Below are 19,498 nucleotides of genomic sequence, written 5' to 3' on the forward strand. Positions count from 1 at the left end.
GACCTATTCGATGGTTTCCAGCAAGGGGCTGAGCCGATAGTCGACCAGGCGGCGCATCACCAGCCCGGTCGTCGTCTTCTCGACCCCGTCGATATCGAGGATCTGCCCCGCCACGCGGTACAGGTCATCGGCGCCCCGGGCCACGATGTGCACCAGCAGGTCGGTGACCCCGCTGAGTCCGTGCACCTCGAGAACCTCGGACACCCCGGCGAGCGCCTCCCCGATGGAGCGCAATTTGCGCTGGGTGACGGTCACCATGATGAAGGCGGTCAGCGGGTAGCCCAGCGCCGCGGGATCGACCCGCCGCTCGACCGACTGCAGGACGCCGCCGGATTCGAGCCTGGTCAGTCGCGAATGAACGGTGTTGCGGGCCAACCCCGTTGCCTCACTCAGGGCGACGGCGGTGGCCCGCGGGTCCGCGATGAGGGCGCGCAGGATGCGCGCGTCAATGCTGTCGACAGCGCGTTCCGGGCTGGTCAATTTGCGTACCTCCGTCAACGAGAGCTCCGTGGATGTGCGCATTCTGCTCAAAACTGCGCCTCACACTTGCCCAACCATAGCCTCAGTGATGTTCTAGGTGATCTATATGCGCAACGAAAGCGATCGGTAGGACTCAATGAACGCCACCGCCCTGGTCGAGGCCAACGCGACCAGCGACCTCGACGCCCTCGACACTATTGCGGACCGCGTGTTGTGGTTGTCCACGTCCATGGTCCATCACGCCAACCGGGTGCGGCCCAACGCGTCCGGCCTGAAGGTGGGCGGCCATCAGGCCTCGAGCGCCTCGATGGTGGCCATCATGACCTCGTTGTGGTTCCAGCAGTTGCAACCCGGCGACCGGGTGTCGGTGAAACCGCACGCCTCTCCGGTGCTGCACAGCATCAACTACCTGCTCGGCGAGCTCGACGAGAAGTACATGACCACCCTGCGCGAATTCGGTGGCCTGCAGTCCTACCCGAGCCGTTCCAAAGACCCTGACCCGGTGGACTATTCGACCGGGTCGGTGGGTATCGGTGCGACGGCTCCCATGTGGGGTGCGATGGCACGTCGGTACGTCAACACCCAGTTGGGCTCCGGCGGCAGCGGCCGGCAGTACTCGCTGGTGGGCGACGCCGAGCTCGACGAAGGTGCCGTGTGGGAGGCCATCCTGGACCCGGGCATCGCCGAACTCGGCGAGGTGGTCTGGATCGTGGACCTGAACCGCCAATCCCTGGACCGGGTGGTGCCCAACATCGCGGCCCGTCGCCTGGAGACGATGTTCGCCGCGGCCGGGTGGCAGGTGCTCACCGTCAAGTTCGGCCGGCTGCTCCAAAAGCTGTTCGCCCGCGAAGGTGGCGACGCGCTGCGGGAGCGGATCCTCGAGATGGAAAATCCCGAGTATCAACGCCTGCTGCGCTGCGACGCCGACGAGATTCGGCAACGGCTGCCCGGCGACGGTCCGGGACGCGCTGACATCGCCGCGCTGATCGGCACGCTCGACGACGCCGAGTTGACCGCGGCGGTCCGTAATCTGGGCGGTCATGACCTCGCGGCGTTGACCGAGGCCTACCAACAGATCGACGACACGCGCCCCACCGTCATCCTCGCCTACACCATCAAGGGCTACGGGCTGCCCACCGAGGGACATCCGCAGAACCACTCGGCGCTGCTCAGCACCGACGAATACGCCGAAATGGCAACGCGACTCGGCATGGACACCGACCGGCCGTGGACCCGGTTCCCCGCCGGCTCCCCGGCGGGCGAGCTGTGTGCGGCCACCGCGGCGCGGTTGCGCCGCGAGCCGCTGCCCACCGTCACCAGGCCCGAAGTCCCCACCGACATCGGCCGTACCCCGAAGGGCACCTCCACCACCCAGGCCGCCCTGGGCCGCCTGCTGCTCGACCTCACCCGTGAGGCGCCCGAGGTGGCCAAACGGGTCGTGACCGTGAGCCCCGACGTCAGCTCGACCACGAACCTGGCCGGCTGGGTCAACAAGGTCGGGGTGTGGTCGGCCAGCGAGCGGCACAACTGGTTCGCCGACGACGCGCAGACCCTGATGCACTGGAATGAACGCCCGACCGGTCAGCACATGGAACTCGGCATCGCCGAAACCAACCTCGTGGGCCTCATCGGCGAACTCGGGGCCACCTGGAGCCGCTGGAATGAACCGCTGTTCCCGATCGGTGTGGTCTACGACCCGTTCGTCGAACGCGCCCTGGAACCATGGTCTTTCGGCATCTACGCCGGCGGGCAATCCATCCTCATCGGCACCCCGTCCGGCGTCAGCCTGGCCGCCGAGGGGGGTGCGCACCAGTCCATCAAGACCCCGTCCATCGGGCTCGAGCAACCCGGCTGCATCAGCTACGAACCGGCCTTCGCCCTCGACGTCGAATGGACGATGCTGGCCAGCATCGCCAAGCTCGGCCGCCCCGACGGGACCTCGGCCTATCTGCGGCTGTCGACGCGGCCCGTCGACCAGTCCCTGGCCGCCGTGCCGGAGGATCCCGCCGCCCGGGAACGCCGACGCCGGCAGGTCATCGCGGGCGGATATCCGCTGCGCCGCAACGACTCCGCGCGGGTCACCATTGCCGCCATGGGCGCCACGATCACCGAGGCGCTCGCGGCGGCCGACCGGTTGGGGCAGGCCGGCATTCCCGCCGACGTCATCTGTGTGACCAGCCCGGGGTTGCTGTTCGAGGCCTGGCAGGCCCGCCAGGGCCGCGGCTCCGCCGACACCTGGATCCTCGATCAGCTCTTCGGAGCCGATCGGGCGACCCCGATCGTCACCGTCCTCGACGGACACCCGCACACGCTGGCGTTCCTGGCCAACATCCAGCGGGTTCCGCTGACCGCGCTGGGCGTCTCCAAGTTCGGTCAGGCCGGCGACCTCGGCGACGTGTACCGCTACCACGGCATCGACACCGACAGCATCGTCCGCGCCGCGCTCGACATCACCGAATAGAACCCTCCCACAACGAACTTCCGTGATCGGACCGCACACACTGATGAACACCACCACCCAGACCCCCACGGCCACCGTCTGCCTGCCCGAACTCGGCGAGGGGGTCGAACAGGCCACGGTGACCCGCTGGCTCAAATCCGTCGGCGACCACGTCGAGGTGGACGAGCCGCTGCTCGAGGTCGCCACCGACAAGGTCGACACCGAGGTCGCCTCCCCGCACAGCGGCACCATCACCGAGATCCTCGCCGAGGAGGACGACGTGGTCCCTGTCGGGGAAGCCCTGGCGATCGTGTCCGGCAGCGACGACGCCGGGACGGCCCGGGCACCGGAGCCGGAAGCGGAGCCCGTGCGGACCCCCGAGCCGGCCCCGGCACCCGTCATCGCGGCGCCGCCGGTCGCCCCGCAACCCGCACCCGCCCCGCCCCCGGCCGCGCGCCGCGGCGGCACCACCGAGAAGCTCCCGCCGATCCGGCGCACCATCGCGCGCCGGATGCTCGAGTCGCTGCAGGTATCGGCGCAGCTGACCACGGTGCTGGAGGTCGACCTCTCAGCCGTCAGCCGGCTGCGGGCCGAGCACAAGGAGGATTTCCTGAGCCGCACCGGCACCAAGCTGTCCTTCCTGCCGTTCCTCGCGAAGGCCACCCTGGAGGCGCTGCCCGAGTTCCCGATGCTCAACGCGTCGTTGAACGACGACGTCACCGAGGTCACCTACCACGGCAACTGCCACCTGGGCATCGCCGTCGAGGGCCCCAAGGGTCTGATGGTCCCGGTGATCCGCGACGCGGACACCCTCGGTATCTCCCAATTGGCCCAGGCCACAGCACGATTGGCCGACCGCGTGCGCGGCGGGACCATCACCGTCGACGAACTCAACGGCGGCACCTTCACCATCACGAACACCGGCAGCCGGGGCGCGCTGTTCGACACCCCGATCATCAACCAGCCCCAGACGGGCATCCTCGGCACCGGGGCGGTGGTCGACCGCGTGGTCCCCGTGCGCGACGCCGGCAGCCCCCTGCGCATTGAGGTCCGCCCGATGGCCTACCTGTCCATCTCCTACGACCACCGGATCGTCGACGGCGCCGACGCCGCGAAGTTCCTGACCGCCATGAAGCAGCGGCTCGAATCCGGCTACACCGCCGAAGATCTCAGCTGAGCGGGCACAGGTGACGCGGATACTGCTGTTCGGTGCGACCGGCTACGCCGGCAGCCGGATCAGGGACGCGGCGCTGCGCCGCGGGCACCAGGTCACGGCGGTGTCTCGGGGCGGCCCGGTCGCCGCGTCGTTGTATGACCGCGACGCGGTCCTGCGGTTGGCCGAGGACGCCGACATCCTGGTCTCGGCGATCACCAGCGGTCCCGACGCCGCCGGCAACACCCTGCCCGACGCCGTGCCGATCCTGGTGGCCGCGGCGCGGCGCAGCGGGGTCCGGATCGGCGTCGTCGGCGGGGCGGGCAGCCTGCTGCTGAGCGAGGGCGGCGAGCAGGTCATCTCGCGCCTGCCGCCGATCGCACCCCCGGACAAGCTGCGCGATATCGGGCTGCACATCGACCTCCTGGACCGGCTGCGAGAAACACCCGAGGACGTCGACTGGTTCTACCTCAGTCCCCCAACCGGATTCGGCGCCCACGTGCCCGGCATCCCACGCGGCCGCTACCGCGTCGGTGCTGACGTTCTGCTCACCGACGAGCAGGGGAACTCGGAGATCAGCGGCGAGGATTTCGCCGTGGCGTTCCTCGACGAGATCGAGGACCCCCGGCACCGTCGGGAACGGTTCACGGTTGCGTACTGAAGCGAACTCCGCACCCGGCGCGTTAGGTCTACGCTGTAGACTCGGGCGGCAGCGGCCCGTTCTGAGGAGATTCGTGCGAAACGTGGGTTTGGATAGGGTCACGGTGGTGGCGGCGGCGACGAACCTCGCGCGGTCGGTGGGAGTCGAGAAGCTGTCGATGCGTCGGCTGGCCACCGAACTCGATGTGACGCCGATGGCGCTCTATCGTCACCTCCCGAACAAGGAAGCCCTGCTGGATCTCGTCGTCGACGAGTCGCTGCGATCCGTGCCCCCGGTCGATCCCGATGGCGCGCTGATCCCCGAGTTGCGCAACTCCTTCGGGGCGATCTACCGCCTGGCCGTCGAGCAGCCGGGCCTCGCAGCCGCGATGGCGGCCCGGCCGCTGGAGGGCGAGGTGGCCCGTCACCTCGGCGAGAGCGTCCTGGTCCTGGCCGGACGCCACGGATTCGATGACAACACGGCGGCCGAATTCTTGGTGGCGCTGTTCGGTCTGACCCTCGGCACCGCCCTGTACCGCTCGTCGCGCAAAGACCGCCAGGTCCGCCTGGCCACCGCGGGCGACGACACGCCGACCGTCGTCCGGTTGCGCGACGCCATCGCCGGGGCCAGTGCCGGCGACGACCAGTTCCTGGACTCGCTCGACCGACTGGCGGCGGGTTACCTCCGCGAGCCGAAATGAGTGATCTCAGTTCTGGGGCAAGTAGCCCGGTTTGGCGAGTAGGTCCCGGATGCCGGCGTCGATGAAGGCGGTGTCGGCGGGGTTCACTCCGCCACCGGCGAAGTGGCCCCAAATGCCGGGAATGACTCGCACTTCACCGGAAGCGATGAACTGGGTCGCCCACTGTTCGTCTTCCGGCGGGAAGTAGAGGTCCTTCTCCGCCGGCATGGCCAGCAGCGGGCACCGAATCGATCGGAGTGCTGCTTCGACGTCGCCGTCGAAGCCCGGGGTATTGCCTACATTCCCGCTGTGCCAGGTACCGATCATGGTGATCAAGTTGTTCGGGTCACGGCCGTCCCGGAAGAAGTTCTCCCAGAACCCATAGAGGAAGTCGTCGAAGGAGGTGAAGCCCAGATCTCGCCACGCCTCCTCCCAATAGAAGGCCTGCGAGTATCCCCAGCCCGAGTACACCCGCGCGAACGCGCGTAACCCCTTTATGGGCAATACATCCGGAGCGTAATCTCCGTCGTTCCACACCGCATCGGCGGTGAGTGCTGCGACCAATGATTCCAGGAATACCTTGTTGTGCGGGGCCGTGATGCTGGATCCGCAGAATGGTGCGGCGCGTTGCACCATTTCGGGATGACTGACCGCCCACTGATATGTCTGGCCCGCACCCATCGACCATCCGGTCACCAGCGCGATACTCGAAATCCCGAACTTTTCGGTGACGAGCTTGTACTGAGCTTCCACCTGGTCGTAGAACGTCACAGCGGGAAAGCGGGCTCGATCGTAGGGTGCCGGGGTGTTCGATGGTGACGTGGACAGTCCGTTCCCGATCATGTTGGGCACGATGATGAACCACTCGTCGGGATTGAGTGCCTTATCGGCGCCGATCAGCCATTCGTTGTCGGTGTGCCACCCGGAATACCAGGTGGGGTAGACGATGACATTGGTCTTGTCGCTGTTAAGGGTGCCGTACGTCTTGTACGCAAGCCTCGCATCTCGCAGCGTGAAACCGCTTTGGAGGGTGAAGTCTCCGAGGTTGAAATACTCAGCGTCGCTGGGTGGCGGCATTGATGAGATCCTTAAGTTCGTAGTTGCAGTTACTTCGTGTTGTTACGTTGTGCTGTGACCCGGGTGGGTCGGGTGAGGCTGCATGATGCTTGCCGGCCTTGGTGGTGCGGCTTGAAAGGACTGGCCGCCCGGCCTGCTTGGACTTCTCTGACCGCTGATTGAGATCTGCGATGTGATCGCTTGTTTAAGGAAATGCTGGCGGGGTGGTCCGTGGGGATCGTGGTGGCAGGCAATCGAAAAGAGGTGAGATGACGGCGGGCCAGGTGTGGGCTGGAGTGGATGTCGGTAAGGGACATCACTGGGTGTGCGTGGTCGATGCCAACGGCACGGTGATGCTCTCGCGTCGACTGGTCAACGATGAGCAACCGATCCGTGAACTCGTCGCCGAGCTTGAGCACCTGGCTGACGAGGTGTCGTGGACGGTCGACTTGACCACCGTGTATGCCGCTTTGTTGTTGACGGTGCTGGCCGACGCCGGTAAGTCGGTCCGGTATCTGGCCGGCCGTGCGGTATGGCAGGCCTCGGCGATATACCGCGGTGGCGAGGGCAAAACCGACGCCAAAGATGCCCGGGTGATCGCCGACCAGTCGCGGATGCGGGGTGCCGATCTGCCGGTGCTGCATCCCGATGACGACCTGATCACCGAGTTGCGGATGCTGACCGCCCACCGCGCGGATCTGGTCGCTGACCGTACCCGCACGATCAACCGGTTGCGCCAACAACTCATCGCGGTCTGCCCGGCGTTGGAGCGGGCCGCGCAACTGACCCAGGACCGCGGTTGGGTGGTTCTGCTGGCGCGGTATCAGCGACCGAAAGCCATTCGCCAAAGCGGTGTTCGGCGTCTGACGACGATGCTCGGCGGTGCCGGTGTGCGCAACGCGGCCACGATCGCCGCCGCGGCGGTGGCGGCCGCCAAATCCCAGACGGTGCGCCTGCCTGGCGAAGACGTCGCTGCCGGACTCGTTGCCGAGTTGGCCGGGGAGGTGGTTGCCCTCGGTGACCGCATCAAATCCACCGACGCCGACATCAAGGACCGATTTCGCCGCCATCCCGCCGCCGAAGTGATCACCAGCATGCCCGGCATGGGTTTCCGTCTCGGTGCGGAATTCCTCGCCGCCGTCGGAGATCCCGCTCTGATCGGCTCTGCCGACCAACTCGCCGCCTGGGCCGGGCTGGCGCCGGTATCCAAAGATTCCGGAAAACGCACCGGACGACTGCACACCCCCAAGCGTTACAGCCGACGGCTGCGTCGGGTCATGTACATGTCCGCACTCACCGCCGTCCGCTGCGACCCCGCTTCCAAGGCCTACTACCAGCGAAAACGAGACGAAGGAAAGCGTCCGATCCCCGCCACGATCTGCCTGGCGCGGCGCCGCACCAACGTCCTCTACGCCCTCATCCGTGACAACCGCACCTGGCAACCCGATTCACCCCCGATCACCAAATCGGCGGCTTGACTTCTTCATTGAGAGTCCTTTCGGTTCATGTATGACGGGCCATCGGGGGTGGAATCAGGTGCTGACGGCACACTGACCGCGATCGATACGCTGCGGAGCCGTCGCCGACGGACGCACGTCGATATCGAAGATGGCCGTCGGAACATACAGTGTTGCGCAGGAATTCGGCACGTCGACCACACCGGAGAGCCGCCCCTCGACCGGCACGGCGCCCAACATGAGGTAGGCCTGCTCACGGGTCCACCCGAACTTCGAGAAGTACTCGATCGCATTGAGACACGCATTCTGATAGGCCAACGTGCTGTCCAGGAAGTGTTGGGTGCCGTTCTTGTCGACCGAGAAACCGACGAAGGTCAAGAACTCCGAGTACCGCGGTTCGACGTTGCCGGGCATGAAGATCGGGTTGGTGGTGACACCGTAGGTTTCCATACCACCTTTGATGATCTCGACGCGCAGGTCGATGTACCCGCCCATTTCGATGGCGCCACAGAAGGTGATCTCGCCGTCGCCCTGGGAGAAATGAAGGTCGCCCATGGAAAGGTTGGCACCGTCGACGAAGACCGGGTAGAAGATCCGGCTGCCCTTGGACAGGTTTTTGATGTCCTGGTTACCGCCATTCTCCCGCGGCGGTGCCGTTCTGGCCGCCTCGGCGGCGACACGTTCGTAGTCGGCGCCGGTGAGGGTGCCGAGCAGTGCGTCGACGGGCTGTGGCGGCAGCGCCAACGGCGGGACACGGTCGGGGTCAGTGGCAATGAGCGCGGCTTCCCTGACATTCCACGTGCTGAGCAACTCGGCGCTCGGCGCAGTTCCCATCAGGCCCGGGTGGATGAGCCCGGTGAACTCGACGCCCGGAATGTGGCGACTCGTGGCCTTCTGACCGGTGAAATCCCAAACTGCCTTGTATGCATCAGGGAACCAGTCGGTGAGGAAGCCGCCACCGTTCTCCTTGGCGAAGACGCCGGTGTAGCCCCAGCCCTGGCCGGCGACCGGGCCGTACTCCTGCGGTACGGGACCGACGTCGAGGATGTCGACGACCAACAGGTCGCCCGGCTGCGCACCCTCGACGGCGAACGGACCCGAAAGTTGGTGAACCATCGACAAGTTGCAATCACGTATGTCGTTGGCGTCATCGGAGTTGACGATGGTCCCGTCAAACCATTCCTTGGACTCCACCCGGAAGCTGTCACCGGACTTCACCGTCGCTACGGCTGGAATATCGGGGTGCCAACGATTGTGGCCAACCACCACTTGCTCCCGGAAGGGCTTGCTCTGATCGACGGGAAATATCACCTCGGGCATGTCGTCTTCTCCTGGGCAGTGGTCACGGACGGTCGGATCTGTGGCGCAATGGGATGGCGCCGATTCAGGGACGCGGCAGCCGTGGGTAAGCTCCGACCGGGCCGCGCCACGACCTTTCGGCCGGTCCGTTCGCGGACCGCACGACAACCCCGGGTGCGGATTGCGACTTCTCGTGCATCTCCAGCGCTTTCGCACCGGGGGCGTTGCGCGTTGTCAGGGCCGGCGCGGAGAACACCCGCGGTGCCGGCGCACGACACGACGCGCACTCCACCGAGGCTGGCGCAGTCCCGATCGCGAACTGCGCCTCGACGAACCCGTGTGTGGCACAGCGGTATTGATATCCAGCCATGAAACGCCTCCGCGAGAGCAAGAGGACTATTCCCATCTGGGAACAATCTGGTGTGAAACTTACACCCCAGTCGGTCCACGTCAAGAGATGCCACGAAACAGCAGCGCTTCGGCACCATTATTCACAGCCCGGTCACACACCGAGGTTCGCGTTACACAATGGCAACAGCGGCCGCCCGTTCAGCCCGCGATCTCAGGCGGAGAATGACGGGAACGCCGGACTACGGTACGGATTTCTCCGTAGGCTCGGGGGGACCCGCCCGCACGATCTCAGGCTCGACAGCACGGAGGAGCGCTTGCCCATGCGCAGACGATCGCAACGTAGTCCTGCGACGGTCGCGCGGCGATACGGTCCGGAACACAGCACCGATCTCGACCAGGACGTCGACGATCCGGGTCGCCGACGTCGACGGGATGACCAACGCGTCGACGACATCGGACATCGAGCAGCCAGGGCTGGACTGGATGAATGTCAGGGCGCGCCACCGATCCACAGTGAGATCGGTGCCAGCCAGCGCGTTCTCGATTCGCGCGGCCACCTGGGAGGCTTCTCTGAGCAATCCCAGGACATCTTCCACAGCTTCCATGACCTGCCTTTTGAGACCAGTCTCGACGACCGCAGTAACGCCGGTGCGCGGCGGTCCTTCAGCATGCCAGACAGCACGCCCGAATACGACACCCGGCCGGACAGTCCGACAGATTTCCGGATCGCTCTTGCGCTGCCCCGGCGGGGCCCGGCGGGCATCTTCGGACTCGAGTGTCATGCCGCGGCGGAGCTGGCGGCCGCCGAGATCGAGACCGCGGGCGGAGTCGCGGGCCGCACCGTGCATTTCGTTCATGTCGACGCCGGCGGCGACCCGGCGGCGGTAGGTGCCCGCATCAAAGGACTCCTCGATGCGGGCTCCATCGACGCCGTCACCGGGTGGCACCTCTCGAACGCGCGTCAGGCGATTGCCAAAGTTGTTCGCGGGCGGGTGCCCTATGTGTACGCCGCTGCCTATGAGGGCGGTGAGTGCAGCGACGGCGTGCTGTGCAGCGGTGAAGTGCCCGGGGATCAGATTGTGGCATCCCTGCAGTGGTTACGCACCGAAGCGCACCTACGCCGGTGGTTCATCGTCGGCAATGATTATGTTTGGCCGCGAGGAACAGCGGCCGCAACCCGAGTAGGGCTGCAGGACACCGATATTGCGATACTCGGTGAACGGTTCCTGCCGCTGGGCACCGACGATTCGGCCGTGTGGGATCGCGCCCTCAGCGAGGTTGTCCGCAGTGGCACACAAGGGGTCATCTCACTTCTCGTCGGGTCTGACGCCGTCCGGTTCAACCGCGCCTTCGGCGATCGGGGCCTGGACGCGACCATCACTCGTTTCAGTCCTTTCACCGACGAGACCGTGGTCCTGGCCAGCGGCGCCGATGCCACCGAGAACCTGTTCATCTCCGCGGGGTGGTTCGCCGGACTGGGTTCGGCCTCAGCCGCCGAGTTCGCGTCCGGTTTCGCGCGCGCCTTCGACCTGGTCAACGGGGCCGGGCCGATCGGTGAAACGGCGGCGCCACCTGCCGGCACGATGGCCGAGACGACATATTCAGGGGTACACCTGCTGGCCGACATCGCCGGCGCGTCGGTGCCCACGGTGCAGGACGCGCGCCGCGCGTTCGTCAAATGGGGGTGGGACTCTCCGCACGGGCCCGTCGACCTCGATGACGGATCAGCGCGGCACCCAGTCCACATCGCGAAAGCGCGCGGCGTCGAACTGGATGTCATCGCACGCGTCCGATGAGTACCGTCGGCAGCACATGTGAAAGGGCCCCGAACATGAACCGGAAGGGGTTGTACCGGCCCACGCTCGGGGCGGACTGCGCCTAGGCGCAGGCGTACCCTCCGTCGACCGTGTATTCGGCCCCGGTGCAGAAGCTGGCTTGATCGGAGGCCAGGAACGCGATCATGGCCGCGATTTCCTCCGGATTGCCCAAGCGGGGCTGCGGCAGCGCGGCGGTCATCATGTCGAGGGCCTCGCGCGGGAAGCCGGTGAAGATGGGCGTCTCGACGATGCCCGGGTGCACCGAGTTGACCCGGATCGAGTACGGCGCCAGATCCAGTGCCGCACTCCGACTCAGACCGCGCACGGCCCACTTCGAGGCCGAATAGGCGATGGCGTCCTTCACGCCGACCAGGCCGGCCGACGAGGAGACGTTGACGATCGATCCCCCGCCGGCGGATTTCATCGACTCGACGACGGCCTTCATGCCGAGGAACGCGCCGAGCGCATTGATCTCGAAGGTCTTCTGGAACTCCGCCTCGCCGATGGCTTCCAAGCCACCGGGGGTGAAGATACCGGCGTTGTTGACCAGCACCGACAGCGAACCGGATTGCGCGGTGATCCGGCCGACGGCCGCATCCCAGGACTCCGCGCTGGTCACGTCGAGTTGGATGGCTTCGGCGCCGGAGCCCAGTGCCGTCGCCACAGCCTTTGCGCCTTCCTCGTTGATGTCGCCGAGGTACACCTTGGCGCCGGCGGCCACGAGCGTGCGGGCGGTCGCTTCCCCGATCCCGCTGGCCGCCCCGGTCACCAGGGCGACCTTGCTGTTTTCTGTCATTGCTGTAATCCCTTCTGCGTTGCGCTGTTTACAGGTGACCTTCGAAGGCCGCGAGGACCGGGCGGGGATCCATGAATTCCAGGTGCTCGACGAGCTTTCCGTCGCGGAACCGGAGCCTGATGACGTAGCGGTTCTGATACGCGGCGCCCCAGACCGTCTTCGCCTTCGAATTGGTGGTGGCGAACACCACCTCCGGATCGTCGGCGGAGGCATGGATGTCGGTGTCGGCGAACTCGAAGGACTCCCAGGCCTGCCAGAGCTGACCCACGCGGGCCCGGTTGGGTTCGAGGCCCACCGTGGGCGTCTCGGGCTCACCGGGCATCAGCGGCACGTGCATGCTGAAGTCCGGATCGACGAACCCGTCCCACTCCGCGACCGCGCCGCGGGCCAGGATGTCGAACCACTTACCTGCGGCCTCGCTGTTATTACCCATGTCGTCGATTACCTTTCGTTCGTATCGTCAGTGCGATGTCGGCGATGTGGGCCTCCCTCGGAGGCCGGTCAGCTGTAGCAGGGGCCACCGCCCGGCGGACTGCATGACGCAGGTCCGAGTTCGATCCAGCTCAGGTCCATCCACGGCGGGGACAGCCAGGTTCGGGTCGGCTCGATGAGAAACCGCAGCGGACCCCGTTCGCAGTAGGTCCTGCCGTCGGGCGTCGCCGCGCATGTCGTGCCCTCGTGGGTGACCTTGGTCCGCGGTTCGAGCACCCGCTGTGCCCGGGCCGACGGGAACCGGACCGCCATCGACCAGTCGTAGTGCACCGCCCGGTCGCCGTCGACCCAGCCGATGTGACTGGTCCCGGCGGGCGCCCCGGGAATCGTTCCGGCGCAGCCGAAGCTGCCCAGGCCCCAGATCCCGCAGTTCTGTCCCGTCGGGGCGATGAACCACACGCCGCCGGGCTCCACGAAGCTGCCGGCGTCGGCCTGTTCGTAGTAGCGGATGTCCGGGAACGGATCCGGGGCGGCCTCGGCGGCGCCGGGGTCGGCGTGCCCGGGCGCCGCACCGGCGAACGCCATCACCATGGCGAGCACGCCCAACGCGATGCTGTGCAATCGAAATCTCATGGTTCCTTCCGGCCGTCCTTCTGCTCGGCGACTCACGTTGTGGGCCTAGGTGATCCGGTTCGTGATGCCGTAGCAGGCGGCGTTGCCCAGATCCAAGGTGTTCTGGCACAGGACCTCGCCGCGATGGATGACACGCACGGTCACCCATCGGCCCGGCGACGCCTTTTCCCGCCAGTGGGCACGGACCTGACTGCCGTGGGGCGGGGCGTCCCGGACCGCGCGCACGTTCGCATCGATGCGCCAGGGCAGCGGTGCGTGCACCGCCCACAATCTCCCGGTGACGTCCTGGTATTCGATGTTGACGGTATCGATGTGGTCCGACACCACCTCGTAGGTGACGAGTTCGTCGGCCCAGGCCACCGCCGGATTGACAAACATGGCGGCCAGTATCGAGGCACTCAGGATGCCCGCCACGGAACGCCAAGCCGAACGGCTGAACTTCGCGGTCCTCATTGGCCCACCAGAATCGCGGTCACGAGCACGAAACCGGTCTCTTCCTCGACGCGCAGGCTGGTGCCGATGTCGGCATACGAGCAGTCGGGGATCGCCTTGTAGCCCTGCAACAGCAGGGCTTTGATGGCGTCGGGGGCGTTGCGGCCCGCGCCCAGCAGCGATATCGCATTGTCGGTCTCGATGCCCAGGTCCCGCAACAACGCGGTGGGCTTCGGGTCGTCTGCCGGGACGTTCCCCGAACTGTGGTCGAGATAGCTGGCGGTGGAGCGGTTCACGATATCCGCGGCCTGCTCGACCGCGGCATTGTGCTGTAACGGCCCACAGGTGGAGGCGCCCCGCGCCGTCGCCACCGCCTCTTCGACCTCGGACCCGGGATCGGCGCCGGCGGTCGGCGCCGCCATCCCGGCCGCCACGATCGGTCCGCCGATGATCAGGGCCAGCGCCCCGCGCCATCGGTGATTACCGCTACTCATCTCCGGTATCCCTTCCTCGCCTCGTCAGCGGCAAACATGCGATCGGTTGATCTTGCTGCCCCACCGCATCATGTGGTGATACGACGGGCCGGTGAACCAGGTCGGCTGGCGGGCCTTGATCCCGTTGGAGACATTGAACATCTGCTGCCACAGTCCGTAGAAGGCATCGCCTTGATACAGCGGGAAATACATGTCGCCGGCGTGGTTGTGGCTCTGGGTCAGCGTATGCACCCGCGGAGTCAGAAACTCCAGCGAGCGGTCGATGTTGCCCACCACGATAGCGGTCTGCTCGGGAACGCTCGGCCCGTCGAAGTTGCCATTGTTGCGAATAATCGCGTTGTTCAGGGCGGCGATCTGCCGCTTGATGATGGCGTACTGGGCGTTGTACCACTGACACATCTCTCGCTCCGCGTTGATCTCCGCCGCGGTGACATCACCGCGCGTCTGATCGAACGGGAAGGGCCACATGGGCTCCCAGTCGCTGGGCACCGGAACCACGACCGGCAGCGGCTGCGGGAACTCGTGGGTGATCGGTTCGACGTCCCGGCCGGGAAGCGCGGCGACGGTCGAACTGAAGGTCAGCGCCGCCCCGAGCGCCATCACCACGGCCGCGATCACTCGTGTCCACACGACGCTACCTGCCCAGGGCCGCATCGACACCGCCGACATCCGTGATCTGCCAATTGTTCCGGCTGTCCAACGTGATGCTGTAGGTTGCCGTGGACTGCAGCCCCTCCGGCGCCTGCATTGTCTTGGTCAGCACACTGACGAACGCGTCGACGATGTAGATCCCGCCGCTGTTCGAGCGCACCTTGGCGGTCAGCGGTTGCGCCGTAGATTGCCACTGCAGCGGCGCCAGCACCTGCTCCATGGAGTCGGCGGCCTTGGTCAGCTTGTCCTTCAACTCCGGTGAGGTGCCGCCGACGAGGTTGGCTTTCCACCCGCCGAAGTCCTGATAGTTCATCTCGGCGGCGTTGACCGCGTATTCGATGGCGGCGGTCTCGGCGCGCTCGACGTTGCTCGCCTCGACGGCACTCGCGTCGAGCTCAGCCTTGGCATCGAGGTAGAGCCAGCCCAGTGCGGCCACCGCGATGACGAGCACGCCCATCGCCACGGCAATGACCAAGCCGCGCAGCGACATCGAGATCTGGCGGGACTTCTTGTCCGCAGCGGTGTCGGGCTGCCGGTCCTCGCCCGCCGGCGTTGGGGTCTCGTCGATCCCGGACTCGTCGTCCACGGTGGATTCCGCTTCCTCGGTCCGGACATCGGTGTCGATTACTGCCATGAGGATTCCTCTTTCGGGTTGAGCAAAGACGGGGCCGACCTAACGATCGGGAATTGCGACATGAAGTCTGATGGCCCCCTCTTCCGGAGTTCCCGCGAGCGCATGGGAAAGGATCTGCGCGGTATCGAAATTCATCAGCGCCCCACCGATGCCGCTGAACTGCGGCAGTAGGGCCTCCGAGATGACCTTGAGGTCCCCGCCGCGGTCGTCGAGGAGCTTCTGGATGCGATCCAGGAACTTCTGGAACAGCTGCATGTTCTCGGGGTTGTTCCAGGCGACGGTGTGCATCATGCCGTGCCACACCCGGTTGATGTTGACCCCGGCCTCCCGCACCGGCGCACCGGCCTCGGCGAGCTTGGGCCCCACCCAATGGGCGTTCTGCAGCAGCGTCTGGAAGTTCTCCAGTACCTCCGCGCCGTCGCCGTCCAATCCAGTCACCATGTTGCGCGCCAGGCGACTTGCCCTGACCAGGTTCGGCAGGACCACCTGGGGATCCGGCAGTGCCGCATCGGTCTCGTTCAGGATCCGCTTGAGTTGCTCGGGGTCCATCTGATCGAGGACCCGGACCACGCTGGTCGCCAACTGAGAGATCGACGGCGGGACCGTGATCGACTCGGTCGCGATGTGCTGCCCCTCGGTGAAGAACGGCCCCTGGGCGGTCCGCGGCTTGAAGCCGATGAACGCCTCCCCGAGCGCCGACAGGTTCTCCAGCCGAACCTCGCTGTCGACCGGGATCTCGTGGCCGGCCTCGAGATAGAAGTCCACCGAGGCGGCGTCCATCTCTGCCGAGACCGCCGTGACCTTGCCGACGACGGCCCCGCGCAGCAGCACACTGGAGCCGACCACCAGGCCCTTGACATCCGGGACGGCCATGGACAGGTTGGTCCGATCCTCGGGGGGATTCAGCCGCAGCCCGAAGGAGCCGATATAGGCCGCCGCGACGGCGATGATGACGGCGAAGGCGCCGAACGACAGGACGTTCTTGACGGTCCTCATGGCATTGCCCCCAGCATCCGCAGGACGTCCTCCACGTTGTCGATCATCTCGTTGCCGTCCGGTCCCGTGATCGAGGTGATGTTGATCGCCGGATACTTGTCGGCCGGCATGTAGGACTCGGTGAACAGCGTGCGCCACGCCGCCGCTTCGTCCTCGACGTTCCACTTCGTCTGCTGCACCGCGCCCAGTGCATCGGCCATCGAATTCAGCAGCGGCACCAGCCAGTAGCCACCGCTGTAGATGCTGCCGATCGACGGCAGCACGGTGCCGATGTAGTCGGCCACCTGGGTGGCCCGGTCGAAGCCGAGCATGCCGGCCGGGGTGAACCAGTGGGCGTATACCGGGAGGTGTCGGCGCATCACCTCGGCGGTTCCCGAGACACCTTGCAGCCATTGATCAACGGTCTCGATGTCGGATGCCAGATCCGACAGGTCGACCGCGACCCGACTCACCAACGCCCGCAACTCCTGACGGTCGGTCGGGGTGACGTTGTTGACCTTGATGATGCTGTCCTGCATCCGTTGCACCGATCCGCTGCCGACGAAGTTCGCCAGGTTAGCGATGGTGTCTTCCAGCTGAGGCGGAGAGGTGGTCTGTGCCAACGGAATCCGGCCATCCGGCACCAACGCCGGGCCCTGCTCTTCCAGCGAGGGGCGTTCCAGGGCCAGGTAGATGTCGCCGAGGACCGTGGACTGTTCCAACGTGGCTCGGGCGTCGGACGGGATGGCCACGCCGGACTCGATCTGCGCGGAGACCTCCACGCGGTCGCCCTGCAGGTCCACCGAGGTCACCATTCCCACCGTCGTCCCGCCCTGGACCACCTTGGCGCGTTCGGGAAGGTTCAGGATGTTCTCAAACTCGATGACGATGGGGTATCCCCCGCCGCCCTGGGCACCCGGCTGCGGCAGCGAGTTCACGGTCAGCGACGCGCAGGAGGTGACCACCATGGCCGTGGTGGCGCCGACGACCACCGAGGCTATCCGACGTTTCATCATGAGCGGCTCGCTTGCTGTAGCACGTACTGGAGAAGCGCGACGTCGACGGCGTAGGGCGTGCCGTGCACGTCGGCGCAGCTGCCCGGCATCGACGAGTTCATGAAGCCGCACAGGGCCAGTCCGTCGGGTGCCCGGACGCGGAACATCGGCGGCCGGTAGGCGATGTTGAACACGTTGAACTGTCGATGGTTGACGTTCTGCGCAATGGAGTCGATCCACCACGGGACAGGGTCGAACAGGCCGGCCAGCGCGTTCGCGTGCGGGGTGACCTTGCGCACCGCCGCACTCACCGAGTCCAGCGTGATCTGGGTTTCGTCACCCAGTCGGGTCTCCAACACGGCCACCGATTCCAGCAGCGGGCCCAGCGTGCCCAACTCCTCGTCGGCGCCGGCCAGCCGAGCGGTGCCGTCGAGGGCGACAACGAGATCGCCGGCGGTGGCGGGCAGGTCGACGATGATCTCTTTCAACGGTTCCCGGCTGTCGACCAGGACGCCGGTCAAATCCCCCAGGTTGTCGGTGATCGTGCCCAGATCGCTGATGGCCTGGTCCGGGCTGTCGAGCAGCGCGGACGTCGCGCTGACCAGCTGTCCACCGCGGACACCGTTGTTGTGCGTCAACCGGTCCAGTCCTCCGACGGTGTCGGCGATGTTGGTTGAACCGCTGTCGTTGATCGCGTTCAACATCGTGTCCGCCGACCCGATGACCTCCGACAACGTCTTCGGGGAGAACGACCGTTCCGGGGCGATGCAGCTCCCCGGATCCAGTTGCGGCCCGTCGGAATAGTTGCCGACCAACTCCAGGGACCGGTCGGCCAGGATCGACGGCGACCGGACGACCGCCTTGACGTCGGCGGGCAGGGCCCGCTGCTCGGTGACGGAGAATCCGACCCGGACATGTGCCGGTCCCGCGTCGATGGACTTCACGGTGCCGATCGGGTATCCCATCTGGGTCACCGGGTTTCCTACGTAAAGGCCAACCGTGTCGGGCAACAACGTGCAGTACTCGGCACTTTCGCTGCGCGGACTCGCACACGCGGTGCCGGCGGCCGCGAGGGCGACGACGGTCAGCGTCGCTGCGGCGGTACGTGTCGCGCGCGGTGTCAGGTTGATGGACATCAGCAGGGGCTCTCCGGTAGCGGGATACAGAGATCGGTGGCCAGCAGTTCGGGACGCGCGTTCTGGGCATCGAGCACCCGCTCGATCTTGTCCCGCACTCGGCGCAACCGCGGAACGATCCGGCTGTTGTTGTCGACCCAACGGCGCACCCGGTCCTGCCACTCCCGCACCTTGAGGATGAAGTCCTCACGGTGGTTCACCCAGAATTTCGCATAGGGCACCAGGAACGCATCGGAGATGTCGCCCATCCCCTTGAGCGCCCCGGCAAACCCCTTGCCGTACAACACCAGTGTCTGCTCGAGGATCGAGAGCTTGGCGACGAGTTCGCTAAGCTTGCCGCCGTAGTTGCTCAGGCTCTCGATGTACTCGTCGGACAGGTCGAGGATCCGGGTGATCTGTCCGCGCTGACTGTCGATCGTCGCGGTCAGCGAGTTGCCCGCGTCGATCACCGCGCTCAGCGCATCGACGTTGGTGCCATCGAGGCCGGCCTGCAGTTCGTCCAGCGATTCCCGGATCGGCCTGGTGTCCACCTCTTCGGTGACCTTCGTGGAGTCGGCCAGGGTGTCCATCAGGCTGTAGGGCATGGTGGTGCGCTCGCGCGCGATCGGCTGCTCGCCCAGCGGCTTGTCGCCCAGGGAGACCAGGTTGACGTAGTAGCCGCCGACGATGGTGAGCATCCGCACCTCGATCTGCGACTGATCGCCGACGAAGGCGCTCCCGTCGACCTTGGCGCGCACCTTGACCTGATCCTGTTCCAGCGTGAGGTCTTTCACCTTGCCCACCGTCATCCCGGCGATGCGCACGTCGTCGCCGGGTTGCACCGCCGCGACGTCGTTGGTGTAGAACGTGACGGTCTTCTGGCCGGGGGGATTGACGTAGACGGCGGCGGCCGTCACCGCGAGCACCGCCACCAGGACCAGGGCGCTCACCCCCCAGAACATCGGGCTC

Annotated in this window: 21 protein-coding genes; 6 read left to right on the forward strand and 15 right to left on the reverse strand. The window is 66.2% G+C overall.

From position 1 onward, the window contains the following. Positions 1-3 precede the first annotated feature (3 nt). The gene (locus R2K23_RS16335; protein ID WP_316510618.1) at positions 4-522 is read right to left on the reverse strand and encodes an Lrp/AsnC family transcriptional regulator; all 519 of its coding nucleotides are present in this window, start codon (positions 520-522) and stop codon (positions 4-6) included. Positions 523-616: 94 nt separating this feature from the next. On the opposite strand from R2K23_RS16335, the gene R2K23_RS16340 reads away from it, so the two are divergent. From R2K23_RS16340 to R2K23_RS16355, 4 genes are all read left to right on the forward strand, one after another. Further along, complete coding sequence (locus R2K23_RS16340) at positions 617-2,941, forward strand: transketolase-like TK C-terminal-containing protein (RefSeq protein WP_316510619.1); 2,325 nt, start codon at positions 617-619, stop codon at positions 2,939-2,941. 43 nt (positions 2,942-2,984) lie between these two features. Then, positions 2,985-4,097, forward strand: coding sequence for a 2-oxo acid dehydrogenase subunit E2 (locus R2K23_RS16345; protein ID WP_316510620.1), 1,113 nt, complete (start codon positions 2,985-2,987; stop codon positions 4,095-4,097). Positions 4,098-4,107: 10 nt separating this feature from the next. Continuing rightward, complete coding sequence (locus R2K23_RS16350; protein ID WP_316510621.1) at positions 4,108-4,734, forward strand: NAD(P)-dependent oxidoreductase; 627 nt, start codon at positions 4,108-4,110, stop codon at positions 4,732-4,734. An 82-nt stretch (positions 4,735-4,816) separates the two neighbouring features. Continuing rightward, entirely contained in the window at positions 4,817-5,413 is a 597-nt protein-coding gene (locus R2K23_RS16355) for a TetR family transcriptional regulator (protein WP_316510622.1), read from the forward strand. 6 nt (positions 5,414-5,419) lie between these two features. Here the strand turns inward: R2K23_RS16355 and R2K23_RS16360 are convergent, their stop codons facing one another. Continuing rightward, positions 5,420-6,469 carry an alpha/beta fold hydrolase gene (locus tag R2K23_RS16360; protein ID WP_316510623.1) on the reverse strand — a complete coding sequence of 350 codons (1,050 nt, stop codon included), beginning with the start codon at positions 6,467-6,469 and terminating at the stop codon, positions 5,420-5,422. A 248-nt stretch (positions 6,470-6,717) separates the two neighbouring features. Between R2K23_RS16360 and R2K23_RS16365 the strand changes: the two genes are divergently transcribed. Further along, positions 6,718-7,926: an IS110 family RNA-guided transposase gene (locus R2K23_RS16365; RefSeq protein WP_316510624.1), complete on the forward strand. Its 1,209-nt coding sequence runs from the start codon at positions 6,718-6,720 to the stop codon at positions 7,924-7,926. A gap of 54 nt (positions 7,927-7,980) precedes the next feature. Here the strand turns inward: R2K23_RS16365 and fmdA are convergent, their stop codons facing one another. After that, complete coding sequence (gene fmdA, locus R2K23_RS16370; RefSeq protein ID WP_316510625.1) at positions 7,981-9,225, reverse strand: formamidase; 1,245 nt, start codon at positions 9,223-9,225, stop codon at positions 7,981-7,983. A 569-nt stretch (positions 9,226-9,794) separates the two neighbouring features. Then, complete coding sequence (locus R2K23_RS16375; protein WP_316510626.1) at positions 9,795-10,337, reverse strand: MarR family winged helix-turn-helix transcriptional regulator; 543 nt, start codon at positions 10,335-10,337, stop codon at positions 9,795-9,797. On the opposite strand from R2K23_RS16375, the gene R2K23_RS16380 reads away from it, so the two are divergent. Then, complete coding sequence (locus R2K23_RS16380; protein WP_316510627.1) at positions 10,224-11,351, forward strand: substrate-binding domain-containing protein; 1,128 nt, start codon at positions 10,224-10,226, stop codon at positions 11,349-11,351. The two genes, R2K23_RS16375 and R2K23_RS16380, sit on opposite strands and share 114 nt — an antisense overlap. A gap of 82 nt (positions 11,352-11,433) precedes the next feature. On the opposite strand, the gene R2K23_RS16385 is transcribed toward R2K23_RS16380, so the two are convergent. The 11 genes from R2K23_RS16385 to R2K23_RS16435 form a co-directional block, all read right to left on the reverse strand. Further along, entirely contained in the window at positions 11,434-12,168 is a 735-nt protein-coding gene (locus R2K23_RS16385) for an SDR family NAD(P)-dependent oxidoreductase (protein WP_316510628.1), read from the reverse strand. Between the two features lie 28 nt (positions 12,169-12,196). Further along, entirely contained in the window at positions 12,197-12,601 is a 405-nt protein-coding gene (locus R2K23_RS16390) for a nuclear transport factor 2 family protein (RefSeq protein ID WP_316510629.1), read from the reverse strand. A gap of 68 nt (positions 12,602-12,669) precedes the next feature. Further along, complete coding sequence (locus R2K23_RS16395) at positions 12,670-13,191, reverse strand: hypothetical protein (RefSeq protein ID WP_316517335.1); 522 nt, start codon at positions 13,189-13,191, stop codon at positions 12,670-12,672. A gap of 87 nt (positions 13,192-13,278) precedes the next feature. Continuing rightward, complete coding sequence (locus R2K23_RS16400; protein WP_316510630.1) at positions 13,279-13,611, reverse strand: hypothetical protein; 333 nt, start codon at positions 13,609-13,611, stop codon at positions 13,279-13,281. Between the two features lie 71 nt (positions 13,612-13,682). Continuing rightward, on the reverse strand, positions 13,683-14,159 hold the full coding sequence (locus R2K23_RS16405; protein ID WP_316510631.1) for a hypothetical protein: 477 nt from the start codon (positions 14,157-14,159) through the stop codon (positions 13,683-13,685). Positions 14,160-14,183: 24 nt separating this feature from the next. Then, a complete protein-coding gene (locus R2K23_RS16410; protein ID WP_396893617.1) occupies positions 14,184-14,774 on the reverse strand; it encodes a hypothetical protein in 591 nt (196 codons plus the stop codon). Positions 14,775-14,793: 19 nt separating this feature from the next. Further along, positions 14,794-15,444, reverse strand: a complete 651-nt coding sequence (locus tag R2K23_RS16415; RefSeq protein WP_316510633.1) for a hypothetical protein — start codon at positions 15,442-15,444, stop codon at positions 14,794-14,796. Between the two features lie 39 nt (positions 15,445-15,483). After that, entirely contained in the window at positions 15,484-16,440 is a 957-nt protein-coding gene (locus R2K23_RS16420) for an MlaD family protein (RefSeq protein ID WP_316510634.1), read from the reverse strand. Then, complete coding sequence (locus tag R2K23_RS16425; protein WP_316510635.1) at positions 16,437-17,432, reverse strand: MlaD family protein; 996 nt, start codon at positions 17,430-17,432, stop codon at positions 16,437-16,439. Before R2K23_RS16425 ends, R2K23_RS16420 begins: the two co-directional genes overlap by 4 nt. After that, a complete protein-coding gene (locus R2K23_RS16430) occupies positions 17,432-18,550 on the reverse strand; it encodes an MlaD family protein (RefSeq protein WP_316510636.1) in 1,119 nt (372 codons plus the stop codon). Before R2K23_RS16430 ends, R2K23_RS16425 begins: the two co-directional genes overlap by 1 nt. Then, positions 18,550-19,491, reverse strand: coding sequence for an MlaD family protein (locus R2K23_RS16435; protein ID WP_316517336.1), 942 nt, complete (start codon positions 19,489-19,491; stop codon positions 18,550-18,552). Before R2K23_RS16435 ends, R2K23_RS16430 begins: the two co-directional genes overlap by 1 nt. Between the last annotated feature and the right edge of the window lie 7 nt (positions 19,492-19,498).

The sequence above is a fragment of the Mycolicibacterium sp. MU0050 genome (assembly GCF_963378085.1).
Taxonomy (GTDB): domain Bacteria; phylum Actinomycetota; class Actinomycetes; order Mycobacteriales; family Mycobacteriaceae; genus Mycobacterium; species Mycobacterium wendilense.

Coding starts and splice junctions, on each gene's coding strand:
- R2K23_RS16335 (WP_316510618.1), bottom strand. CDS start 522: ATGCGCACATCCACGGAGCTCTCGTTGACGGAGGTACGCAAATTGACC.
- R2K23_RS16340 (WP_316510619.1), top strand. CDS start 617: ATGAACGCCACCGCCCTGGTCGAGGCCAACGCGACCAGCGACCTCGAC.
- R2K23_RS16345 (WP_316510620.1), top strand. CDS start 2,985: ATGAACACCACCACCCAGACCCCCACGGCCACCGTCTGCCTGCCCGAA.
- R2K23_RS16360 (WP_316510623.1), bottom strand. CDS start 6,469: ATGCCGCCACCCAGCGACGCTGAGTATTTCAACCTCGGAGACTTCACC.
- R2K23_RS16365 (WP_316510624.1), top strand. CDS start 6,718: ATGACGGCGGGCCAGGTGTGGGCTGGAGTGGATGTCGGTAAGGGACAT.
- fmdA (WP_316510625.1), bottom strand. CDS start 9,225: ATGCCCGAGGTGATATTTCCCGTCGATCAGAGCAAGCCCTTCCGGGAG.
- R2K23_RS16380 (WP_316510627.1), top strand. CDS start 10,224: ATGCCAGACAGCACGCCCGAATACGACACCCGGCCGGACAGTCCGACA.
- R2K23_RS16375 (WP_316510626.1), bottom strand. CDS start 10,337: ATGACACTCGAGTCCGAAGATGCCCGCCGGGCCCCGCCGGGGCAGCGC.
- R2K23_RS16385 (WP_316510628.1), bottom strand. CDS start 12,168: ATGACAGAAAACAGCAAGGTCGCCCTGGTGACCGGGGCGGCCAGCGGG.
- R2K23_RS16390 (WP_316510629.1), bottom strand. CDS start 12,601: ATGGGTAATAACAGCGAGGCCGCAGGTAAGTGGTTCGACATCCTGGCC.
- R2K23_RS16395 (WP_316517335.1), bottom strand. CDS start 13,191: ATGGTGATGGCGTTCGCCGGTGCGGCGCCCGGGCACGCCGACCCCGGC.
- R2K23_RS16400 (WP_316510630.1), bottom strand. CDS start 13,611: ATGTTTGTCAATCCGGCGGTGGCCTGGGCCGACGAACTCGTCACCTAC.
- R2K23_RS16405 (WP_316510631.1), bottom strand. CDS start 14,159: ATGAGTAGCGGTAATCACCGATGGCGCGGGGCGCTGGCCCTGATCATC.
- R2K23_RS16415 (WP_316510633.1), bottom strand. CDS start 15,444: ATGGCAGTAATCGACACCGATGTCCGGACCGAGGAAGCGGAATCCACC.
- R2K23_RS16420 (WP_316510634.1), bottom strand. CDS start 16,440: ATGAGGACCGTCAAGAACGTCCTGTCGTTCGGCGCCTTCGCCGTCATC.
- R2K23_RS16425 (WP_316510635.1), bottom strand. CDS start 17,432: ATGAAACGTCGGATAGCCTCGGTGGTCGTCGGCGCCACCACGGCCATG.
- R2K23_RS16430 (WP_316510636.1), bottom strand. CDS start 18,550: ATGTCCATCAACCTGACACCGCGCGCGACACGTACCGCCGCAGCGACG.
- R2K23_RS16435 (WP_316517336.1), bottom strand. CDS start 19,491: ATGTTCTGGGGGGTGAGCGCCCTGGTCCTGGTGGCGGTGCTCGCGGTG.